At 72.2% G+C, this 20359-nt stretch carries 19 protein-coding genes and 1 pseudogene; 12 read left to right on the plus strand and 8 right to left on the minus strand.

From position 1 onward, the window contains the following. The first annotated feature begins 18 nt into the window (after positions 1-18). From dnaK to IEZ07_RS21795, 6 genes and pseudogenes are all read left to right on the plus strand, one after another. A complete protein-coding gene (dnaK, locus tag IEZ07_RS21770) occupies positions 19-1902 on the plus strand; it encodes a molecular chaperone DnaK (RefSeq protein ID WP_191896425.1) in 1884 nt (627 codons plus the stop codon). Between the two features lie 27 nt (positions 1903-1929). Further along, positions 1930-2544, plus strand: a complete 615-nt coding sequence (grpE, locus tag IEZ07_RS21775; RefSeq protein ID WP_191896427.1) for a nucleotide exchange factor GrpE — start codon at positions 1930-1932, stop codon at positions 2542-2544. Between the two features lie 33 nt (positions 2545-2577). Beyond that, positions 2578-3771: a molecular chaperone DnaJ gene (dnaJ, locus tag IEZ07_RS21780; RefSeq protein WP_191896428.1), complete on the plus strand. Its 1194-nt coding sequence runs from the start codon at positions 2578-2580 to the stop codon at positions 3769-3771. Between the two features lie 3 nt (positions 3772-3774). Next, positions 3775-4027 (plus strand): annotated as a pseudogene (locus tag IEZ07_RS21785) (heat shock protein transcriptional repressor HspR); the annotation flags it as partial. Between the two features lie 198 nt (positions 4028-4225). Beyond that, positions 4226-6817, plus strand: coding sequence for an ATP-dependent chaperone ClpB (gene clpB / locus IEZ07_RS21790; protein ID WP_068898132.1), 2592 nt, complete (start codon positions 4226-4228; stop codon positions 6815-6817). Between the two features lie 114 nt (positions 6818-6931). Next, a complete protein-coding gene (locus IEZ07_RS21795; RefSeq protein ID WP_191896429.1) occupies positions 6932-7912 on the plus strand; it encodes a hypothetical protein in 981 nt (326 codons plus the stop codon). An 84-nt stretch (positions 7913-7996) separates the two neighbouring features. Here IEZ07_RS21795 and IEZ07_RS21800 read toward each other — a convergent pair whose 3' ends face one another. Continuing rightward, positions 7997-8482 carry a TRAPP III-specific subunit 85 family protein gene (locus IEZ07_RS21800; protein ID WP_239320586.1) on the minus strand — a complete coding sequence of 162 codons (486 nt, stop codon included), beginning with the start codon at positions 8480-8482 and terminating at the stop codon, positions 7997-7999. Positions 8483-8702: 220 nt separating this feature from the next. Here IEZ07_RS21800 and IEZ07_RS21805 point away from each other — a divergent pair, with 220 nt between their 5' ends. Beyond that, positions 8703-9302, plus strand: coding sequence for a hypothetical protein (locus IEZ07_RS21805; protein ID WP_191896430.1), 600 nt, complete (start codon positions 8703-8705; stop codon positions 9300-9302). Between the two features lie 148 nt (positions 9303-9450). Here IEZ07_RS21805 and IEZ07_RS21810 read toward each other — a convergent pair whose 3' ends face one another. The 4 genes from IEZ07_RS21810 to IEZ07_RS21825 all read right to left on the minus strand — a co-directional run bounded on the left by IEZ07_RS21810 (position 9451) and on the right by IEZ07_RS21825 (position 12535). Further along, on the minus strand, positions 9451-10104 hold the full coding sequence (locus IEZ07_RS21810) for a TetR/AcrR family transcriptional regulator (protein ID WP_068898127.1): 654 nt from the start codon (positions 10102-10104) through the stop codon (positions 9451-9453). Positions 10105-10150: 46 nt separating this feature from the next. After that, complete coding sequence (locus IEZ07_RS21815; protein ID WP_191896431.1) at positions 10151-11263, minus strand: CapA family protein; 1113 nt, start codon at positions 11261-11263, stop codon at positions 10151-10153. Between the two features lie 133 nt (positions 11264-11396). After that, complete coding sequence (locus IEZ07_RS21820; protein WP_068898123.1) at positions 11397-11603, minus strand: DUF397 domain-containing protein; 207 nt, start codon at positions 11601-11603, stop codon at positions 11397-11399. A 71-nt stretch (positions 11604-11674) separates the two neighbouring features. Next, positions 11675-12535: a helix-turn-helix domain-containing protein gene (locus tag IEZ07_RS21825; protein WP_068898121.1), complete on the minus strand. Its 861-nt coding sequence runs from the start codon at positions 12533-12535 to the stop codon at positions 11675-11677. Positions 12536-13168: 633 nt separating this feature from the next. Between IEZ07_RS21825 and IEZ07_RS21830 the strand changes: the two genes are divergently transcribed. The 5 genes from IEZ07_RS21830 to IEZ07_RS21850 all read left to right on the plus strand — a co-directional run bounded on the left by IEZ07_RS21830 (position 13169) and on the right by IEZ07_RS21850 (position 17921). Further along, positions 13169-13402 (plus strand): hypothetical protein, encoded by a 234-nt coding sequence (locus IEZ07_RS21830; RefSeq protein WP_191896432.1) that lies wholly within the window; start codon positions 13169-13171, stop codon positions 13400-13402. After that, positions 13389-14042, plus strand: a complete 654-nt coding sequence (locus tag IEZ07_RS21835) for a hypothetical protein (RefSeq protein ID WP_191896433.1) — start codon at positions 13389-13391, stop codon at positions 14040-14042. The genes IEZ07_RS21830 and IEZ07_RS21835 overlap by 14 nt, the downstream gene beginning before the upstream one ends. 102 nt (positions 14043-14144) lie before the next feature. Next, positions 14145-16310, plus strand: a complete 2166-nt coding sequence (locus IEZ07_RS21840; protein WP_191896434.1) for a molybdopterin-dependent oxidoreductase — start codon at positions 14145-14147, stop codon at positions 16308-16310. Positions 16311-16411: 101 nt separating this feature from the next. Further along, positions 16412-16966, plus strand: coding sequence for an HD domain-containing protein (locus IEZ07_RS21845; RefSeq protein ID WP_229798494.1), 555 nt, complete (start codon positions 16412-16414; stop codon positions 16964-16966). 43 nt (positions 16967-17009) lie between these two features. Further along, positions 17010-17921, plus strand: coding sequence for a Rieske (2Fe-2S) protein (locus tag IEZ07_RS21850; protein ID WP_084008484.1), 912 nt, complete (start codon positions 17010-17012; stop codon positions 17919-17921). Positions 17922-18029: 108 nt separating this feature from the next. On the opposite strand, the gene IEZ07_RS21855 is transcribed toward IEZ07_RS21850, so the two are convergent. The 3 genes from IEZ07_RS21855 to IEZ07_RS21865 form a co-directional block, all read right to left on the minus strand. Further along, positions 18030-18269 carry a DUF8836 family protein gene (locus tag IEZ07_RS21855; protein ID WP_191896435.1) on the minus strand — a complete coding sequence of 80 codons (240 nt, stop codon included), beginning with the start codon at positions 18267-18269 and terminating at the stop codon, positions 18030-18032. 29 nt (positions 18270-18298) lie between these two features. Then, a complete protein-coding gene (locus IEZ07_RS21860; protein WP_191896436.1) occupies positions 18299-19054 on the minus strand; it encodes a sulfite exporter TauE/SafE family protein in 756 nt (251 codons plus the stop codon). 78 nt (positions 19055-19132) lie between these two features. Further along, positions 19133-20284: an SPFH domain-containing protein gene (locus IEZ07_RS21865; protein WP_191896437.1), complete on the minus strand. Its 1152-nt coding sequence runs from the start codon at positions 20282-20284 to the stop codon at positions 19133-19135. Positions 20285-20359: the final 75 nt, after the last annotated feature.

Consider the following 20359-nt stretch of genomic DNA (forward strand, 5'->3'; position numbering starts at 1 on the left):
GACTACAAGGACGTACTCATGGCACGTGCGGTAGGTATCGACCTGGGGACGACCAACTCCGTCGTCTCGATCCTCGAGGGCGGCGAGCCGACCGTCATCGCCAACGCGCAGGGGTCGCGGACCACGCCGTCCGTGGTCGCGTTCGCGAAGAACGGCGAGGTCCTGGTGGGTGAGGTCGCCAAGCGGCAGGCCGTCACCAACGTGGACCGGACGATCCGCTCGGTCAAGCGCGAGATGGGCACCGACTGGTCCCAGGAGATCGACGGCAAGAAGTTCTCCCCGCAGCAGATCAGCGCCTTCGTCCTGCAGAAGCTCAAGCAGGACGCCGAGGCCTACCTGGGCGAGAAGATCACCGACGCGGTGATCACCGTCCCGGCGTACTTCAACGACGCCCAGCGGCAGGCCACCAAGGAGGCCGGCACCATCGCGGGCCTCAACGTCCTGCGCATCATCAACGAGCCGACGGCCGCGGCGCTCGCCTACGGCCTCGACAAGGACAAGGACCAGACGATCCTGGTCTTCGACCTCGGCGGCGGCACCTTCGACGTGTCCCTGCTCGACGTCGGCCAGGAGGACGGCCACGGCTTCGTCGAGGTCAAGGCCACCAGCGGCGACAACCACCTCGGCGGCGACGACTGGGACCAGCGCGTCGTCGACGAGCTCGTCAACCGGTTCAAGAACGGCCACGGCGTCGACCTGTCCAAGGACAAGATGGCCCTGCAGCGCCTGCGCGAGGCGGCGGAGAAGGCCAAGATCGAGCTGTCCAGCCAGTCCGAGACCAACATCAACCTGCCCTACATCACGGCCTCCGCCGAGGGCCCGCTCCACCTGGACGAGAAGCTCACCCGCGCCGAGTTCCAGCGGCTCACCGCCGACCTGCTCGAGCGCTGCAAGGGCCCGTTCCACCAGGTGATCAAGGACGCCGGGATCAAGGTCTCCGACATCGCGCACGTCGTGCTCGTCGGCGGCTCGACCCGCATGCCCGCCGTCACCGAGCTCGTCAAGGAGCTGACCGGCGGCCAGGAGCCCAACAAGGGCGTGAACCCGGACGAGGTCGTCGCCATCGGCGCCGCCCTGCAGGCCGGTGTGCTCAAGGGCGAGGTCAAGGACGTCCTGCTGCTCGACGTGACCCCGCTCTCGCTGGGCATCGAGACCAAGGGCGGCATCTTCACCAAGATCATCGAGCGCAACACCACGATCCCGACCAAGCGCTCCGAGGTCTTCACCACGGCCGAGGACAACCAGCCGTCGGTGCAGATCCAGGTCTACCAGGGCGAGCGCGAGATCGCGGCCTACAACAAGAAGCTGGCCACCTTCGAGCTGACCGGCATCGCCCCGGCGCCGCGCGGCATCCCGCAGATCGAGGTCACCTTCGACATCGACGCCAACGGCATCGTCAACGTCTCCGCCAAGGACCTGGGCACCGGCAAGGAGCAGACGATGACGATCACCGGCGGCTCCGCGCTGCCGAAGGACGACATCGAGCGCATGATGCGCGAGGCCGAGTCCTACGCCGAGGAGGACAAGCGCCGCCGCGAGGAGGCCGAGACCCGCAACAACGCCGACTCCCTCGTCTACCAGACGGAGAAGTTCCTCAGCGACAACGCCGACAAGGTCCCGGACGACATCAAGTCCGAGGTCGGCGAGGCCGTCTCCGACCTGAAGAAGACGCTGGAGGGCACCGACACGGCCGCCATCCGCGCCGCCGCGGAGAAGCTCGCCACGGTCAGCCAGAAGATGGGCTCGGCGATCTACGCCCAGGCGCAGGGCTCCGAGGCCCCGGCCGGCGCCCCGGGCGCCGAGGGCCCCGGAGGCGCCGCCGGCGAGCAGAAGGCCGACGACGACGTGGTCGAGGCCGAGATCGTGGACGACGAGCCGAAGCGCGAGAACGACGCCAAGTGACGGCGGCGAGCCGAGGGGAGCACGACCGTGAACACGCGTGAGAACGGTTCCGGGGAGGAGCCGGTGATCCGCGACAACCGGAAGATCGACCCGGAGACCGGGCAGCCGCGCGAGACCGACGGCGAGCGGTCCGGCAAGGCCGAGCAGGCCGAGCCGACCGCCCCGTCCGGGCAGGCCGGCTCCGGGCCCGACCTGGCCTCGACCGAGCTGGCCGTCCAGCTCGCCGAGCGCACGGCGGACCTCCAGCGACTCCAGGCCGAATACTCCAACTACCGCAAGCGGGTCGAGCGGGACCGGATCGCGGTCAAGGAGCAGGCGGTGGCCGGTGCGCTGACCGAGCTGCTCCCGGTCCTCGACGACATCGGCCGGGCCCGTGACCACGGGGAGCTCACCGGCGGTTTCGCGAAGGTGGCCGAGTCGCTGGAGGCGGCCGTCGGGAAGCTGGGGCTGGGCTCCTTCGGCGCCAAGGGCGAGCCCTTCGACCCGACGGTGCACGAGGCGCTGATGCACAGCTACTCGCCCGACGTCACCGAGCCGACTTGCGTGGAGATCCTGCAGCCCGGTTACCGGATCGGCGAGCGCGTGCTGCGCCCTGCGCGCGTCGCGGTCGCCGAGCCCGGCGAATCCGACGCGACCGAATAACCGATCCACCCCATATCTGGAGAAGGAAGACAGATGAGCACCAAGGACTACCTGGAGAAGGACTACTACGCCGTCCTTGGTGTGCCCAAGTCCGCCACCGCCGAAGAGATCAAGAAGGCGTACCGGAAGCTGGCCAGGCAGTACCACCCGGACGCCAACCCCGGGGACTCCGGAACCTCGGAGAGCACAGCGAAGTTCAAGGAGGTCTCGGAGGCCTACGACGTCCTGTCCGACGCCAAGCGCCGCAAGGAGTACGACGAGGCGCGCGCGCTGTTCGGATCGGGCCTCGGCGGTTACGCGGGGGCGGGAGGGGGCACGCGCGCAGGCGGGTTCCCCTTCGACCTGGGCGACCTGTTCGGCGGCACCGCCCAGCAGCCGGGCGCCGGAGAGCGCATCGGCGACATCTTCGGCGGCCTGTTCAACCGGGGCGGCGCCACCCGCCCCGGCGGGACGACCACCAGGGCCCGCCGCGGCCAGGACATCGAGTCGGAGGTCACGCTCTCCTTCACCGAGGCGGTGGAGGGCACCACGGTGTCGCTCCGGCTCACCAGCTCCTCCTCCTGCGCGGCGTGCGCCGGCACCGGCGCCAAGGCCGGGACCACCCCGCGGGTCTGCCCGACCTGCGAGGGCACCGGCGCGGCCAGCCGCAACCTGGGCAACTTCGCCTTCTCCGAGCCGTGCCGCGACTGCAAGGGCCGCGGCCTGCTGGTCGACGACCCGTGCCCGGTGTGCGACGGGAGCGGGCGGGGCAAGAGCACCCGCACCATCCAGGCGCGCATCCCGGCCGGGGTCGGCGACGGCCAGCGCATCAAGCTCAAGGGCAAGGGCGCCCCCGGCGAGAACGGCGGCCCCGCCGGCGACCTGTACGTCCAGATCCACGTCAAGCCGCACACGGTCTTCGGCCGCTCCGGCGAGAACCTGACGATCACCGTGCCGGTCACCTTCACCGAGGCGGCCCTCGGCGCCGAGATCAAGGTGCCGATCCTCAAGGGGATGCCGGTCACCCTGCGCATCCCCCCGGGCACCCCGAACGGCCGCACCTTCCGGGTGCGCGGCCGGGGTGTGACCCGTAAGGACGGCACCAAGGGCGACCTGCTCGCCACGGTCGAGGTCCTGGTGCCGCAGCAGCTGGACGACAAGGCGCGCGGCGTCCTGGAGGAGTTCCGCGACGCCGTCGCCGCAGGCGACCCGCGCGCCGAGCTGATCCAACAGGCCAGAAGCGAGTAGCCCATGGAAGCCAACTACTTCGATCTGTCGGATGACACTCCCGTCTATGTGATCTCGGTCGCCGCCCAGCTGTCGGGGCTGCACCCGCAGACCCTGCGGCAGTACGACCGCCTCGGCCTGGTCAGCCCGGGCCGTACAGCGGGCCGGGGGCGGCTCTACTCCACCCGCGACATCATGATGCTCCGCGAGGTCCAGCGGCTCTCCCAGGAGGAGGGCATCAACCTCGCGGGCATCAAGCGGATCCTCACCCTCGAGAACGAGGCCATGCGCCTGCGCGACGAGAACCACCGCCTGCGCGCCGAGATGGCGACGATCCGCGCCCTGATCCAGTACCAACTGCCACCCGCCTGACGACAGCCGCACCACCTGCCCCGGGGGACTTCCCGCGCGGGGGCTCCGCTGTCCGCCGAGGAAGCGCGCAGCCCTCCGCCGCCGAACGAAGTGAGGCATAGCCATGGACTACAAGCTCACGCAGAAGAGCCAGGAGGCGGTCTCCTCCGCCATCCGGCGCGCCGCCGCCGAGGGCAACCCCGAGGTCGCCCCGGTCCACCTGTTCACCTCGCTGCTCGCCCAGACCGGCGGCACCGCCGTACCCCTGCTGGAGGCCGTCGGGGCCGACTGGAAGAGGCTGCGCACCGAGGCCGAGACGCAGCTGGCGGCGCTGCCGAAGGCGCAGGGCTCGACGGTCGGCGCGCCGTCCAGCTCCCGGCAGCTGCTCGCCGTGCTGCACACCGCGGCCGAGCGGGCCCGCCGCCTGGAGGACGAGTACGTCTCGACCGAGCACCTGCTGGTCGGCCTGGCCACCGACGGCGGCCCGGTGGCCGAGCTGCTGAGGTCGAACGGGGCCTCCCCGGACGCGCTGCTGGAGGCCTTCGAGAAGGTCCGCGGGCACGCCAAGGTGACCAGCGCGACCCCCGAGGACACCTACCAGGCGCTGGAGAAGTACGGCGTCGACCTGACCGAGCGGGCTCGGGCGGGCAAGCTGGACCCGGTGATCGGCCGGGACACGGAGATCCGCCGGGTCGTGCAGGTGCTCAGCCGCCGCACCAAGAACAACCCCGTGCTCATCGGCGAGCCCGGCGTGGGCAAGACCGCCGTCGTGGAGGGCCTGGCCCAGCGGATCGTCGCCGGCGACGTGCCCTCCAGCCTCCGGGACAAGCGCCTGATCGCGCTGGACCTGAGCGCGATGGTCGCGGGGGCCAAGTTCCGCGGTGAGTTCGAGGAGCGGCTCAAGGCCGTGCTCAACGAGATCAAGCAGAGCGAGGGGCAGGTCGTCACCTTCATCGACGAGCTGCACACCATGGTCGGCGCGGGCGCCGGCGAGGGCGCCATGGACGCGGGCAACATGCTCAAGCCCATGCTGGCCCGCGGCGAGCTGCGGATGATCGGCGCGACCACGCTCGACGAGTACCGCGAGCGCATCGAGAAGGACCCCGCGCTGGAGCGCCGCTTCCAGCAGGTCTACGTGGGCGAGCCCTCGGTCGAGGACACCATCGCGATCCTGCGCGGTCTCAAGGGCCGCTACGAGGCCCACCACCAGGTGCAGATCTCCGACGGCGCGCTGGTGGCCGCCGCCGCGCTCTCCGACCGCTACATCACCTCCCGGTTCCTGCCGGACAAGGCGATCGACCTCATCGACGAGGCCGCGTCCAGGCTCCGCATGGAGATCGACTCCCGCCCCGTGGAGATCGACCAGCTCCAGCGGAACGTCGACCGGATGATGATGGAGGAGCTCGCGCTGGCCAAGGAGACCGACGAGAGCAGCCGGCAGCGGCTGGAGCGGCTCCGCGCCGAGCTCGCCGACCGCAAGGAGGAGCTCAACGGCCTGGTGGCCCGCTGGGAGCGGGAGAAGGCCGGGCTCAACCGGGTCGGCGACCTGAAGAAGCAGCTCGACGAGGCCCGCGGCGCCGCCGAGCGCGCCCAGCGCGACGGCGACTTCGAGGCCGCCTCCCGGCTGATGTACGGCGAGGTGCCCCGGCTGGAGGCCGAGCTCGCCGAGGCCAGCACCGCCGCCCAGCCGGAGCACGCCATGGTCAAGGAGGAGGTCGGCCCCGACGACATCGCCGAGGTCATCGCCTCGTGGACCGGCATCCCGGCGGGCCGCCTGCTGGAGGGCGAGACCGCCAAGCTGCTGCGCATGGAGGAGGAGATCGGCGCCCGGCTGATCGGCCAGCGCGACGCCGTCCGGGCCGTCTCCGACGCCGTCCGGCGCGCCCGCGCGGGCATCGCCGACCCCGACCGGCCGACCGGCGGCTTCCTGTTCCTCGGCCCCACCGGCGTCGGCAAGACCGAGCTGGCCAAGGCGCTGGCGGACTTCCTGTTCGATGACGAACGGGCCATGGTCCGCATCGACATGAGCGAATACTCGGAGAAGCACAGCGTCGCCCGCCTCGTCGGCGCCCCGCCCGGCTACGTGGGCTACGAGGAGGGCGGCCAGCTCACCGAGGCCGTGCGGCGCAGGCCGTACACCGTGGTGCTGCTGGACGAGGTCGAGAAGGCCCACCCGGAGGTCTTCGACATCCTGCTCCAGGTCCTCGACGACGGGCGGCTCACCGACGGGCAGGGCCGCACGGTCGACTTCCGCAACACGATCCTGATCCTCACCTCCAACCTCGGCTCGCAGTTCCTGGTCGATCCGAAGCTGGAGAACGGCGCCAAGCGCGAGGCCGTGATGAACACGGTCAGGGGCAGGTTCAAGCCGGAGTTCCTGAACCGGCTCGACGACGTGATCCTGTTCGACGCGCTCGGCAGCGAGGAGCTGTCCAGGATCGTCGACCTGCAGGTGGCGCACCTCGCCAGGCGGCTGGCCGACCGGCGGCTCACGCTCACCGTCTGCCCCGCCGCCCGCGACTGGCTGGCCCTGACCGGCTACGACCCCATGTACGGCGCGCGCCCGCTGCGCCGGCTGGTCCAGTCGGCCATCGGTGACACGCTGGCCCGCAAGGTGCTCTCCGGCGAGATCCAGGACGGTGACGAGGTGCTCGTGGACCTCGACGCCGACCGCGACTCCCTCACGGTCGGCGTGGCGGTCCCGGAGCCCTCCTGACCCGGTAAGGGATTGGTCGGCATTCGGTCAAGCCCGCTCCCCGGAAGATCCCCGCTGGGTACGTTCGGCATTCGTCGGACCACGGAGCACGGCGGGAACCGCAGGGGGGCGGGCGTGTCGAACGCATCACGGAACGCTCGGGCGGTCCTGGCCGCGGTGCTCACGGCGGCCTGCGCGGGATGGACGGCGGCGGCCCCGGCACCGGCCTCCGCCGCGCCCTGCGAGGAGCGGCGCACGGCCGGATCCCAGGGGGACGCCTGCGCCCGGGGGAACGGCCCGGCCCGCCGGACCTGGACACCGGCCGACCCCTCCCGCCCCCGGGACTCGGCCGATCCCGCGCGTCCCCGGGATGCGTCCGACCCCTCCCGCCCCCGGGACGCGGCCGGCCGTACGGCGCCGCCCCGCGACCCCGAACAACCGCACCGCCCCGCGGCCCGCGCCTCCGGAGCGCCGGGCCGCACGGCCGCGTCCGGCGGCACCGCCCCGCCGTACCGGCCCGCGGCCCGTGTACCGGGGCCGCCCGTGTCCCTGCCCGCCCTGGAGCTGCTCGCCCGGAACGCCGGTCTGCCCGGGCTCTCCCGCGCCTCCGCGATCCTCAGCGTCGCCGATGCGGGCGGTGTCGCCGCCGGGGTCGGTTTCCCCGGGCTCCCCTTCGGCATGCCCGGGTACACCGGTCTGGTCTGGGTGGAGTTCCTGTCGCCCACCCCGGACCTGCCCGGCCTGCCCAGCGCGCCGTCGGCCGTCGCCGGTCCGCCTCCGGCGGTGCCCTCGGTGCCGTCGTTCGCGAACGCCGCCGGTGTGCTGTCGGGCGGTACCGCGCTGGCCCTGCCGGCTCCGATGCCGCTGCCCCGCCGGGCCGGCGGGAAGATCGTCACGGGCAGGCCGCCCGCCGCGGCCGCGCGGGAGGCCGAGGTCGTGCCGACCGGCCCGCGCACCGGCGGTGCGCCGCCCCGGGCCGGGGACGGGGCCGGAGGCGGTCGCGGTGGCGGTGAGGCCCGGCGGCTGCCGATCCTGGACGGATTCCTGCCGGACCTGCCGCTGAGCCGGAGCGGACGCCGCAGCGAGCACCAGGGCGCGGTGCCCGGGCTCCGGTGATCCGGCGACGTACGCCGGAGCACCGTCCCGAGGCCTGAGGTCCCGAGGCCTGAGCCGGAGCGCGCCCTTGGTCCCGGGGCGCGCTCAGTGCGAGGTGTCGAGCAGCGCGTCCAGCTCGTCCTCCGGCAACCCGAGATCCACCCGGATGCGGTAGCGGACGCGCAGGAGCGCGGCGTGTTCCGCCCCACCCGGAACCGCGTCGCCGAGGCCCCGGGTGGCCCAGGCGTGGGCCTCCTGCGGTTCGCCGTACGCGGCGAGGGTCTCCGCGACCGTCAGCGCGGTCGCCGGGGAGACGCCGCCGGTCCGGATCTCCTCGATCACTTTCCGTGCCTCGTCCGGCTGTTCGAGCTCGAAGAGGGTGTCGGCGATCCCCGCCCTCGGATCGGCCCCCGCGTCGCCGCCCTCGTCCACGGCCAACTGGAAGCAGCGGAGGGCGCGGACGGGCTTGCCCGCCTGCCGCCACTCCTCCGCGGCGAGCACGAGGACCGCCGCCCGCGATATGTCGCCGGACACGTACGCCTCCGCCAGCTCTTCGAGCCGCCGGGCGAGGTTTTCGTGATCATCGGCCATAAGTGCCTGCTCAAGCAGCCTGTCCAGCTGCCCACGTGTCACATGCGCCACACCGCGAGCGTACCGAGCGGGGCTCTGTTCCGTCCGCTCAATGCCAGGTATGGGTTGTGCAACTACATGCACCCAATTGCTCACGCTGAGCTTTTTTCCGTAGGAAGCGGGCATATGACGGACGCCTCCTGCTCCAGGAGCGGTGCCTTTCGAAGGAGGTGCGATGGGCATGTCCAGGCAGCTGACCCTCACCCTGACGTGCGCGGCGCTTCTCTCCGTGATCGTTCCCGGATGCGCCGGATACCTCTCGGCGAAGCTCGACGCCGTCGACGAGGCGCGCCGCAGGCTCGCCTCCGCGGAGGACAGGTTGCGCGAGTCGAGCCTGGCCGCCCAGGCGGTCGCGACGCCCGCCCGCCCGCTCTGCTCCGCCTCGGGCCGTTCCCCGGCCAGGCGGCGCGAGGCCTCCGTGCCCGCCGCCTTCGCTCCCGCGGCGGCGGACGTCCGGGAGAGCCGGAGCAGGGCGGCGGAGCGCGGGGACCGGCGGGATCGGCGGGAGCGGGCGGGATCCGGCTCCGCGGGAGCCGACGCACCAACCGCCGTGTCGCGGGGCCCGGCGGCCGATCACCCCAGGCCGCGGTCCGGCGGCCGGGAGAGGGACTCCCGGGAGACCTGGCGGCCCGACGAGGTGAGGGAGGCGGGTATGTGGCCTCCGGGCTTCCTTCCGGCCGAGGACCCCTGGCCGCCCACCGTCCCCCACATCGGCAAGGTCCGGCCCTTCGGCGACCAGCCGGTCCTCCCCCGCCACGCGCGAGGACCCGGGCACGGCTGACCGCGCCGCGCACGGCGGCCCGGTCACCGCGGCCCCCGCCACGCACCGCCCGCGCACGGCGGCCCGGTCACCGCGGCCCGCGCACCCGTACGGGAGACCGCTCCCCGAGGCGGCCGGCACCGCGCGCACGGCGGACGGCGGGCACCTCCTAGGACGCCGACGCCCTGGCGAACTGACGGTTCAGGTAGCCCCGGATCAAGCGCTTGGCCTCGGCGATGACCGCGGGGTCGCCGTCGGCGTCGCGCCGGAAGGCGAGCTTCAGCACCGCGTCACCCGCCTCGACCGCGATGAGGATGGCCAGGTCGAACTCCTCGCTGTCGGCCAGGCCGTACTCCTGCAGGAGCAGCCCGCGCAGCCGCCCCGCGATGACCGTGTTGTTGTCGGCCACCGGGTCGAGCATGTTGAGGTCGACCACGTCGCCGAAGTGCAGGGAGCGGAAGCCCGGAACGGTCCGGTTCATCTCGACGTACTCGTCGATGATCGCGTCGACCGCGTCCCACCAGCCGCCGTAGTCCTCAGCGAGGAAGCGCGCCCCGATCCGGGAGACGAAGCCCTCCACGTGGCGGCGGGTCACCGCCTGGGCGACGGCCCGCTTGTCCGGGAAGAACTGGTAGACGGAACCGATCGCGACCCCGGCCCGCTCGGCGATCCGGGTGGTGGACAGCGCCTCGTAACCGATCTCGTCCAGCAGTTCGGCGCACGCGTCGAGCATCCTCTCGACGCGCCGTGCGCTCCGTCGCTGGGTGGGCTGGCGCCGCAGCGGAGTCTCACCGCACTCCTCGGCGGGCAGGATGGTCGACATCCCTCCATCTTGCCCGTCGGATCCCGTCAGGTCAGGTGCTATCGGGTCAATCGCTGGATTGTCCGGGTCTGGCCGCCAGGCCCGTGCACCCGCGCAGCGCCTTCCAGCTCGTCAGGGCCTGCCGCCGGGCGGACCCGGTGAGCGGGACCGGCACGCCGCCCTGGATCACGGCCGGGGTCCACTGGTCCTTGAGGACCTTGCGGCCGTCGATCGTCAGCGTCAGCACTCCGGTCCGGCCGGTCTCCGGCCCCCAGTTGTAGAAGACGAAGTTGCCCATGCCGTAGTTGACGTAGGCGTTCCGCAGGTAGCCGCCGCCGAGCAGGATGTGCGCGTGGCCGCCGACCACCACGTCGGCCCCGGCCGCGACCAGCTTGGGGGCCAGGCTCCGCTGCGCCTCGTTCGGGCATTTCTGCAGCTCGGTGCCCCAGTGCAGGTGGACGATGACGGTGTCGGAGTTTCTGCGCGCCCGGCGCACCTCCTGGATGAGCCGCGCCTCGTTCTTGGCGGAGGCGAGCCCGCCCTTGTTCCCCTTCGCCGTCCAGGCGGTGATGAACTCCGAGTCCAGCACCTGGGTCGCACCGATGATCGCCACCCGGTTGCCGTTGACGGTCGTCCGCCACGGGCGGTACGCCTGGGCCTCGTTCGCGCCCACGCCCACCACGGGGAACTTCGCGCGCCTGACCGCGGCCAGCGAGTCGGCCAGCCCGCTCTCCATGTAGTCCATGCCGTGGTTGTTGGCCATGGACGCCACGTCCACCCCGGCCGCCTTCAGCGCGGTCAGCGCGCTGGCCGGGGCCCGGAAGGTGTACTGCTTGCCGGGGGCCGGGGTGCCGCCGGTGGTGATCGCGGTCTCCAGGTTCACCATGGCCAGGTCCGCCTTGCGGAGCACCTTGGCGATCGGCCCCAGCGCGGTGCGCGGGTTCGCGTTCAGCCGGGTCCGCAGGACCCCCTCGAAGTGCACGTCCCCACCGAAGGAGATCGTGTACGGCCGGCGTTCGGGGGTGGGCGTGGCCTCGGCCGGCTCGGCGGGCCTGTCGGCGGGCTTGCCGGCGGCCGAGTCCGGGGCGGCGGACTCCGCGGCGGTGCAGGCCGCGGCGAGCAGGGTGGACACGACTGCGGCGGCAGCCACACCGAGGCGGCGGCGGGTATAGGTGTTCATCGCCCTCCGAGCATGCCATCCCGGCCGCGGTGAGCGGAACGACTCGCCCTTCGGGATGCCTCTTCCTGACCTTTCTCCCACCGGGTACGGCCTGTGCCCCGCCTGCGGGATTGCAGGCCGTACCCGTCCGCGTCTACAGGTCGAACTCGCCGTCCTTGACGCCCCCGACGAACGCGTCCCACTCACCCGGGGTGAAGACGAGGACCGGGCCCTGCCGGTTCTTGCTGTCGCGGACGCCGACGCGCCCGCCCGGCAGCTGGGCGACCTCCACGCAGTTGCCGTTGGCCGCGCTGCGGACGCTCTTCCTCCAGGCCGCGCCCGAAAGGTCGGCTTCGTACATGTGCATATCTCCTTTACGGGAAACGCCCTCGGTTCCCGCTGGGGCAGCTGCTCAGGACCTGAGGAGACTGCCTATCTCCAACGCTCCTCGATGATCTTCTCGATGAGTTCCCGAGAGCCGTCGACTCCATATGCCTCCGACTGCAGGTGGCCGAAGGCGATCTCATAGCCGTACACCATCTCCTCGTCCTCCACGAAGCGTGCGCTGTAGAGCGACTCCAGGTACACGACGTCGTGGAATTCGGGGAACTTGAGGTGGAAGAAGGAGCCGGTGTTCACCGGGTGCTCCCCGCCCAGGGGCAGGATCTGCACCCGCACGTTCGGCAGCCGCGAGATCTCGACCAGGCGCTCGAGCTGCCCGCGCATCACCGCCGCGCCGCCGAAGCGGCGCAGCAGCACCGACTCGTCCAGGACCACCCAGAGCCGGAGCGGGTCGGTGCTCCGGGTGACGAGGTCCTGCCGGGCCATGCGGGCGTTGACCCGGCTGCGGAACTCTCCCGGCGGAATCCGAGTGATCGGCTGCGTGGCGCGAATGACCTCGCGCGCGTAGTCCTCGGTCTGCAGCAGGCCCGGCACCAGCTGGGGTTCCCAGTTCAGCGCCGAGACGGCCTCCGCCTCCAGCCCCAGCAGAGTGGTGAGCTCCTGGGGCAGGGAGTCCGAATAGTTCTCCCACCAGCCCTTGCGGGCCGCGTCCCGATGGAGGTCGAGCAGCTCGCGCCGCCGATCCCCATCCACTTCATACAGCTCGGTGAGGGCCTCGACGTCGCTCCGGCGCGGCATGGTCTTGGCGTTCTCGATGCGGCTGACCTTCGAAGCCGACCAGGTCAGCCTCGTGGCGACGTCCTCACCGCTCAGACCGCAACCCTCCCGCAACCGGCGGAGCTCCTGGCCGAGCCTGCGCCGGCGAACGGTTGGACTGCCGCGCTCGGCCACCGTCCGACCCCCTCATCGATATGAAGGTGTATCGCTACTGGACTGTTTAAGGCCCCAAGATTCAGGGCCTCGCGCTCATCGTACACTGCAATTTGCACGTAGGCCTGCGAGCCTTCTCTCCATATTCCCGCCATGAGAGCTTGCCGCAACCCTTCCTCCGGCAACGGGTTGCCTATAGGGGTTTCCTTCCTCCATGGCGGCGGACGGCAATGATTTTCGGAGAATCTGACCCTCTCCGGTCACACGGAGCCCGTCCCGTCCCCGGCGTTTCCGGCCCATTCCCGGACACCTCTCCTCGTGCAACTTGCACGGAGAGATGCAGCGGAGGTTCCATGAAAATTTCTCGATATTTCTGGCACCAGAGTATTGCAGCATTTGACACCCGGGGGGAGCATCTGGTTACGGGGAGGATCCGCCCACTCGGAGGACCGGCGGCGGCACCGCCTCGGACGCGCCGCCGACGGTTTCCAGGGAGGCAGACGGACCACGGGAACGAGAGGGACGAGCAGGCGACGGCTCACGGTCGCACGCATCAGAGAAAGCCTTGAAAAGGCGAAAATGCATCAGGCCGGCGGCCACCGGCCCGGATGCCGTTCACAAGAGCTCCGCATCACGCCACGAAAGGAGCCTCCCATGCACGTCCAAAGTATCAACGGGATCTCCGGAATCAAGACCCGGCTCGCCCGGTTGATCGACCGCGCCGACGACGAACTCTGCATGGACCAGGACGAGTGGGCCTACCGCCTCGGCTGGACCGTGGAGCGGACCGGCTTCGGCGCCCGGCGCTACCGCAACCCCCTGTTCGATCTGCAGAAGGCCGAGCGCATCTACGCCGGCGGGGACGTGGGCGAGAATGTCGCCGCGTAACGCGCGCAACGACCGCCACCGCCCGCCGGAGGCCCCGTGGCCGCCCCGCCGGGCGCCGCTCCCCGTCCGGCTCTGGCGATGGCGGACGGAGATCGTGCTGGCGGCCGTCGTCGCCACCGTCGCGGTGCTGGCGGCCGCCGGTCTGCGCGAGGGCCGGTGGTGGCCGTTCCTCGCCCTCACCAGCACCGTCTGGTTCCCCGCCGCGACCCGTTCCGGCCGCGAGTGGGCCCTGTCCCGGCTGCACTGCCTGACCACCCGGCACCGCCTCCACCGGGTGTGCATGGAGACCCCGCTGCACACCAGGTCGGGCCGGTTGCCCCTGATCATGCGGATCACCCCCACCGCCGCCGGCGAGCGGGTCGTGGTCATGACCAGAGCCGGGATCTGCGCGGCGGACTTCCGGGCGCACGCCGAAGAGATCGCGGCGGCCTGCTTCGCCCACCGGGTCGTCGTCACCCGGCACCCCCGCCGGTCCAACCTGGTCGTCCTGGAGGTCGTCCGCCGGGAGGCGCACACCCCCGCCGGGCTCTCCCCGGGGTTCGAGCGCGTCTACGGCGAGACCGGATGGACTCCCGGCAGGCCCCCCGGACGCGGATCCGGCGGGCCCCCCGAGCCGGACCGCCTGCCGCGGGCCGCCTGAGCACTCGCGGAGCGGCGGCCGTGCGTGGAACCCCGGTCCGGGGCTTTCCCTCGCGGCGGCGGCGGGCAATGATGGGTTCGTTCATCGAACCCAGGAGTGCCGATGCGAACCGCCCACCGGACCTGTCCCCTCTGCGAGGCCGTCTGCGGCCTGCGGCTCACGCTCGACGACGCCGGACACGTCACCTCCGTGAAGGGCGACCCGGACGACCCGTTCTCCCGGGGCTTCATCTGCCCCAAGGGCGCGAGCCTCGGCCGCCTGGACTCCGACCCCGACCGGTTGCGCACCCCCATGATCCGCACCGGCGGCGAGTGGCGCGAGGCCACCTGGCCGGAGGCCTTCCGCGCCGTCGAACGGGGCCTGACCGGCGTGGCCGGGGCCCGCGGGCGCCAGGCCCTTGCCGTCTACCTCGGCAACCCGAACGCCCACACCATGGCCGGAGCCCTGTACGGCGGGCCGCTGATCCGCGCGCTCGGCACCCGCAACGTCTTCTCCGCCAGCACCGCCGACCAGATGCCCAAGCACGTCTCCTGCGGCCTGATGTTCGGCGACCCGATGGCCGTCCCGGTGCCCGACCTGGACCGCACCGACCACCTGCTGATGCTCGGCGCCAACCCGCTGGAGTCCAACGGCTCGCTCTGCACCGCCCCCGACTTCCCCGGCCGGCTGAAGGCGCTGCGCGCGCGGGGCGGCCGGCTCGTGGTCGTCGACCCGCGCCGCACCCGGACCGCCGCCCTCGCCGACGAGCACCTGTTCGTCCGGCCCGGCACCGACGCCCACCTGCTGTTCGGCATCGTCCACACCCTCTTCGCCGAAGACCTCACCTCGGTGGGCGTCGAGGTCGAGGGCCTGGCGGAGCTGCGCGCCCTCGCCGAGGGCTTCTCCCCCAAGGCCGTGGCGGAGACCTGCGGCGTGCCCGCCGACGTCATCGCCCGGCTCGCCCGCGAGCTGGCCGCGGCCCCCACCGCCGCCGTCTACGCCCGCATCGGCACGTGCACCGCCGAGTTCGGCACCCTCGCGCAGTGGCTGGTCGACGCGGTCAACGTGCTGACCGGCAACCTCGACCGCCCCGGCGGGGTCATGTTCGCCACCCCCGCCACGGAGACCGGGCGCAGGAGCAAGCCGTACACCACGGGCCGCTGGCGCAGCCGCGTCCGGGGCCTGCCGGAGGCGAACGGCGAGCTGCCGGTGGCCACGCTCGCCGACGAGATCGAGACCCCCGGCGAGGGGCAGGTCAGGGCGCTGGTCGTGGTGGCGGGCAACCCGGTGCTCTCCGCGCCGGACGGGCCCCGGCTGGAGGAGGCGCTGCGCGGCCTGGAGTTCATGGTCTGCGTCGACCCCTACCTGAACGAGACGACCCGGCACGCGGACGTCGTCCTCCCGCCGCCCCCGGTGCTGCACTCGCCGCACTACGACTTCTCCCTGCTGGCGTTCGCGGTGCGCGACTACGCCAGGTTCTCCCCGCCGGTGCTGCCGCCGGAGCCGGGGCGGCCCTCCGAAGCGGAGATCCTCGCCCGGCTGACGCTGATCGCCTCCGGGCAGGGGGCGGACGCCGACCCGGCCGTGCTCGACGAGCTGATCCTGGAGCGGCTGCTGCGCCGGGCCGTCGAGACGCCCGGTTCGCCGGTCGAGGGACGGGACCCGGCCGAGCTGCGCGCCGGGCTCGAAGGCGGGACCGGGGCGGAGCTGCGGCTGGACGCCATGCTCAAGCTCGGTCCGCACGGGCTGTCCCTGGCCGAACTGCGGGCCAACCCGCACGGGATCGACCTCGGCCCGCTGCGGCCCCGGCTGGGCGAGGTGCTGCGCACGGCCTCGGGGAAGGTGGAGCTGGCCCCGGCCGAGCTGGTGGCGGACGTCGCGCGGCTGCGTGAACGGGCGTCCGCGCCGCCGCCGGAGATGGTCCTGATCGGGCGGCGGCACCTGCGCTCCAACAACAGCTGGCTGCACAACGTGGAGCCCCTGGTCGGCGGGAGCAACCGCTGCACGCTGCAGATCAACCCGGACGACGTGCGCAGGCTCGGCCTGGACGGGCACGCCGTCGTGCGCAGCGCCGTCGGTGAGCTGACCGTGCCGCTGGAACCGACCGAATCGATCATGCCCGGGGTGGTGAGCCTGCCGCACGGCTGGGGTCACCAGGGGACCTCGCAGCGGGTCGCGGCCGAGCACGCGGGGGTCAGCGCGAACGTGCTGACGGACTCCTCCGCGCTCGACGTCCCCTCGGGGAACGCCGTGTTCAACGGGGTTCCGGTGACCGTCAGCCGCGCGTGAGCCCGTGGGCGGGCGGGAGAGGACCTCACGCGCGCACTAGGCTTGCGCGCGTGACCACCCCTCCAGCACAGGATCGTCTGCACGCCCAGCTCGCCTTCGCCATGGAGATCGACAAGCTCCGGCGCGTCGTCCGCCGCAACACCCTGATGGACGGGTCGCGGCGGGAGAACGACGCCGAGCACTCGTGGTACGTGGGGATGCTGGCCATGGTCATGGCCGAGCACGCGCCTCCGGGGACCGACATGGACAGGGTCGTCGCGATGCTGCTCGTCCACGACATCGTCGAGATCGACGCCGGCGACACCTTCATCTACGACTCCCCGGCGGTGGAGGCCCAGCTCGGCATCGAGCGCAAGGCGGCCGACCGCATCTTCGGGCTGCTCCCGGAGGACCAGGCGGTACGGCTGCGCGAGCTCTGGGACGAGTTCGAGGAGCGCAGGACCCCCGAGGCCAGGTTCGCCAAGGCCCTGGACCGCATCGCGCCCATCATGGCCAACCACCACAACGAGGGCGGGACCTGGTCGCTCTACAAGGTGACGGCGGAGCAGGTGCTGGAGAAAGTGAAGATCATCGAGGAGGGCTCGCCGACCCTCGGCGCCTACGCCACCGAGATCATCGAACTCTCCGTCCGCCGGGGACATCTGGCGCGTGCATAACACGGTTCCCGGGTAGGTCCCTAATGGTCGAGAGGGGGCGGGAGTGAAGGAATCAGTCCAGACCGGGCGTCGGAGCCTCAAGGATCTGGCATCGACGATCAACATCGTCGGCCCGATCGAGCGGTCGTCGAGGTTGGACCGGCCGATCCGCGGCCTGGCCAAGGCGGTGCGCCGCAGGATCGGGCCGGGGCGCCTGCGCGACCTGCTCCACGGCGTCCCCACCGGCAAGCCCCTGCACCCGCCGCTGGCCACCTTCGTCGTGGGCGCCTGGGCGGCGACCTCGGTGATCGACCTGACCGGGACCGGCTCCCGGGCCGCGCGGACCGTGCTCACCGCCGGTCTCGGCGCCGCGCTCCCCACGGTGGCCGCCGGCGTCACGGACTGGTCGGTCATCCACCGCGAGCAGCAGCGGGTCGGGTTCGTGCACGCGGTCACCAACCTGACCGCCTTCGGCCTGTACGCGGCCTCGCTGGCACTGCGGGTCGGCGGGCGCGAGCGGGCCGGCCGCATGGTGGGGTACGCCGGGCTGGGCGCGGCGAGCCTGGGCGGCTTCCTCGGCGGCCACCTGGCCTACCGGCAGGCCGTCGGGGCCAACCACGCCGACTCCGTCACCCACCTGGTCCCGCTCGGCTGGTACGACCTGTGCTCCCTCAACGACCTGCCGGACGGCCGGCCGGTGGCCCGGCGGCTGGGCTACATCGACCTGTTCGTCCTGCGGGTCGACGGCGAGGTCACCGTGCTCGCCGACCACTGCTCGCACCTGGCCGGCCCGCTGCACCAGGGGAGGCTGGTCGCCGAGGGCGGAGCCGCCTGCGTGGTCTGCCCCTGGCACGGGAGCACGTTCCGGCTCTCGGACGGGGCCGTCGTGCACGGCCCGGGGACCGCGCCCCAGCCGTCGTTCGAGACCCGGATCCGCCGTGACGGCGTCATCCAGGTCCGCCCGGCGCAGAACTGACGGTCCCGCCCATCCTCTGCCCGCGGTCCCGCCCACCCTGCCCGGCGCAGAACCGACGGGCCCGCCCACAGCCCGCCCGCGGGCGGGCCCGGCGGGCCCGGCGCGGCCTCAGTCGTCGGGGCCGCCGTCGGCGCCGTCGGCCGGGTGCTCCACCAGGGCGAGGACCCGGCTGGACATGAACCTGGCGGTGCGCACCGCCGTACCGCTCCGGGTGACCTCGCTCACCTCGACGACGCCGCCGCGGCGGTTGGAGATCTCCACGCGGCGGCCCGCCCGCGTCGCGGCGACCTCGTAGGTCCGTGAGGTGTCTCCGGCATCGATGACGATCTCTACTCTGTCGCCCTTCATGTCGGATTCATACCCATACTGGGTAGGTTTTATCCGTACACCAGTTTGACTATCGCGGCGACGCCGACGCAGACGATGAAGACCCGCAGCACCGGGGCGGGCAGTTTCCGGCCCACCTTCGCGCCCAGGAACCCGCCGATCGCCGCGCCCGCCGCCACCAGCGCCACGGCCCGCCAGTCCACCTCCGCCACCAGCACGAACAGCACCGCCGCGGTTGTGTTGACCAGCAGGGAGAGCACGTTCTTGGCGGCGTTCACCCGTTGCAGGCCGTCGTCGAGGAAGATGCCGAGCAGGCCGATGAGCAGCACCCCCTGGGCCGCCCCGAAGTAGCCGCCGTAGATCCCCGCCGCGAGGACGCCGAGCCAGAGCCAGGGGCCGCCGTGCGGATGGGCGCGCTCGCGCCGGGCGTTCAGCCACGTGCTGAGCCTCGGCTGGACCATCACCAGCACGCACGCCAGGCCGATCAGGATCGGCACCACCACGTCGAAGGTGCTCGCCGGGAGGTAGAGCAGCAGCACCCCGCCGATGAGCGAGCCCGCCACCGAGCCGGTGCCCAGCCGCACCAGCCGGTCGCGCTGCCCCTTCAGCTCCGGGCGGTAGCCGAGCGCCCCGGTCAGCGACCCGGGCACCAACCCGATGTTGTTGGAGACGTTGGCCACGATCGGCGGCAGGCCCACCGCCACCATCGTGGGGAACGTGATCAGCGATCCGGAGCCGACGACGGCGTTGACGCCCCCGGCCCCGATCCCGGCCGCGAAGATCGCGACCGCCTCCCACGGCGTCATGAACGCCCTCCTCACTCGTACGGCTCGCGCCCGCAGACGGTGCACGGCACTCACCGCACCCTAGGAGGAGCCCGGACGTCATCCGGGAGCGGGGGTGCCCTTCCGCGTCCCGCCCGGTCCGGGCGGGGTCCCCTCCCCGGCCGGAGCCAGGGGTCCCGCCGCGGGTCCCGCCCCCGGGCCGGGCTCCGCGGCGCCGGGCCCCGCAGCCGCGGCGTTCGCACCCGCGGCCTCGGCACCCCACGCGCCCGCTCCCCCGGCGCCCGCGCCCGGTCCTCCGGCACCCCACGCGCCCGCTCCCCCGACACCTGCGCCCGGTCCTTCGGCGCCCGCGGCGTTCGCGAACAGGCCGCCCAGCCCTTCCAGGGCCCGGCCCATCTCCGAGGGCACGATCCACACCTTGTTGGCGTCGCCCCGGGCGATCTGCGGGAGCGTCTGCAGGTACTGGTAGGCCAGGAGCGCCTGGTCGGGCTTTCCCTCGTGGATGGCCCGGAACACCATCGCGATCGCGTCGGCCTCGCCCTTGGCCCGCATCGCCTTCGCCTCCGCGTCGGCCTGGGCCCGCAGCACCACGGCCTCCGCCTCGCCCCGCGCCTTGAGGACCGCCGCCTGCTTCTGCCCCTCGGCCGTCAGGATGGCGGCCTGCTTCTGCCCCTCGGCCGTGAGCACGGCGGCGCGCTTGTCGCGGTCGGCGCGCATCTGCTTCTCCATCGAGTCCTGGATGGAGGCCGGCGGGTCGATCGCCTTGAGCTCGACCCGGTTGACCCGGATGCCCCACTTGCCGGTGGCGTCGTCGAGGACACCGCGCAGCTCGCTGTTGATCTCCTCGCGGGAGGTGAGCGCGCGCTCCAGGTCCATGCCGCCGACCACGTTGCGCAGCGTGGTCACGGTGAGCTGCTCGACGCCGACCAGGAAGTTGGCGATCTCGTAGGTGGCCGCCCGGGGGTCGACCACCTGGAAGTAGATCACCGTGTCGATGGAGACCACGAGGTTGTCGGAGGTGATGACCGGCTGCGGGGGGAACGAGACGACCTGCTCGCGCAGGTCGATCGTCTCCTTGATCCGGTCGAGGAAGGGGACCACCAGGTTGAGCCCCGGCAGGAGGGTGCGGTGGTATCTCCCGAGCCGCTCCACGATCCCGGCGGTGGCCTGGGGCACGATCCGGACCGTCCGGACCAGCGCGAACCCTGCGACGGCCACCACGATGAGGGCGGCGATGAACGACGGTCCCATTGGCCACTCCGGGCGGTCGAGTCAAATGGAGCTCTCGTCCCCGAAATGATATTTCGTTTTACTTTTTCTCAGTGG

This window comes from Planomonospora parontospora (genome assembly GCA_014647935.1).
Taxonomy (GTDB): Bacteria; Actinomycetota; Actinomycetes; order Streptosporangiales; family Streptosporangiaceae; genus Planomonospora; species Planomonospora parontospora.

Bases quoted from the DNA above. Each gene is read 5' to 3' on its own strand.
- dnaK (WP_191896425.1), top strand. From the start codon at position 19: ATGGCACGTGCGGTAGGTATCGACCTGGGGACGACCAACTCCGTCGTC.
- dnaJ (WP_191896428.1), top strand. From the start codon at position 2,578: ATGAGCACCAAGGACTACCTGGAGAAGGACTACTACGCCGTCCTTGGT.
- clpB (WP_068898132.1), top strand. From the start codon at position 4,226: ATGGACTACAAGCTCACGCAGAAGAGCCAGGAGGCGGTCTCCTCCGCC.
- IEZ07_RS21800 (WP_239320586.1), bottom strand. From the start codon at position 8,482: ATGGCCGATGATCACGAAAACCTCGCCCGGCGGCTCGAAGAGCTGGCG.
- IEZ07_RS21805 (WP_191896430.1), top strand. From the start codon at position 8,703: ATGTCCAGGCAGCTGACCCTCACCCTGACGTGCGCGGCGCTTCTCTCC.
- IEZ07_RS21810 (WP_068898127.1), bottom strand. From the start codon at position 10,104: ATGTCGACCATCCTGCCCGCCGAGGAGTGCGGTGAGACTCCGCTGCGG.
- IEZ07_RS21815 (WP_191896431.1), bottom strand. From the start codon at position 11,263: ATGAACACCTATACCCGCCGCCGCCTCGGTGTGGCTGCCGCCGCAGTC.
- IEZ07_RS21820 (WP_068898123.1), bottom strand. From the start codon at position 11,603: ATGTACGAAGCCGACCTTTCGGGCGCGGCCTGGAGGAAGAGCGTCCGC.
- IEZ07_RS21830 (WP_191896432.1), top strand. From the start codon at position 13,169: ATGCACGTCCAAAGTATCAACGGGATCTCCGGAATCAAGACCCGGCTC.
- IEZ07_RS21835 (WP_191896433.1), top strand. From the start codon at position 13,389: ATGTCGCCGCGTAACGCGCGCAACGACCGCCACCGCCCGCCGGAGGCC.
- IEZ07_RS21840 (WP_191896434.1), top strand. From the start codon at position 14,145: ATGCGAACCGCCCACCGGACCTGTCCCCTCTGCGAGGCCGTCTGCGGC.
- IEZ07_RS21845 (WP_229798494.1), top strand. From the start codon at position 16,412: ATGGAGATCGACAAGCTCCGGCGCGTCGTCCGCCGCAACACCCTGATG.
- IEZ07_RS21855 (WP_191896435.1), bottom strand. From the start codon at position 18,269: ATGAAGGGCGACAGAGTAGAGATCGTCATCGATGCCGGAGACACCTCA.
- IEZ07_RS21860 (WP_191896436.1), bottom strand. From the start codon at position 19,054: ATGACGCCGTGGGAGGCGGTCGCGATCTTCGCGGCCGGGATCGGGGCC.
- IEZ07_RS21865 (WP_191896437.1), bottom strand. From the start codon at position 20,284: ATGGGACCGTCGTTCATCGCCGCCCTCATCGTGGTGGCCGTCGCAGGG.